The 518-nt window shown below is 48.8% G+C and carries 1 protein-coding gene; it reads right to left on the bottom strand.

Annotated elements, in window-relative coordinates; all coding sequences use genetic code 11:
- The coding region (locus R7O13_RS30895; RefSeq protein WP_318305722.1) for a glycerol-3-phosphate dehydrogenase C-terminal domain-containing protein at window positions 1–518 on the bottom strand (518 nt) is incomplete at both ends.

Genomic DNA, 518 nt, shown 5'->3' with positions numbered 1-518 from the left:
GACCACTTTTTGTTGCAACTTTTCTTTCAGGTAGTCGGCAAGTGCCTGTTTTTCTTCGTCGTTCATGTAAAGGCCAAGTTTAGTACGACGCCATAAAATGTCTTCGTCGGTTAGCGCCATTTCATGATTCATCAAGTAATCGATCTCGCGTTGGTATACGCCGCCTGCTTGCTCTGAGAACGCTTGGCCAAGATCGGCTTCACTGGATGCGCCTTCCATCAAATCCCACGTTTGCGTACCAAACTGAGTCACATAGCGCAGAATCAGCGCTTGCGGTGCCCATGAGTATTTCGCGTGAATTTGCTTCGCTAACTGTTCACGGGTGCAGCTAAAGTTACCACCTGGTAGCGTTTGATTTGCTGTCCAGTTACCACCCATTTGAGGTAGGTACGGTTCCAGTTTCTTCATCGCCGCTTCACCGAGTTTACGGTAAGTCGTTAGCTTGCCACCGAATACTGACAACAATGGTGCTTGGTCGTACTCTGCATCGAGCTCTAGCGTATAGTCTCGTGTGATCG

The sequence above is a fragment of the Vibrio sp. Y176 genome (assembly GCF_033438945.1).
The sequence above is the reverse complement of the archived record's forward strand: the minus strand, read 5'-3'. Positions and strand labels throughout refer to the sequence as shown.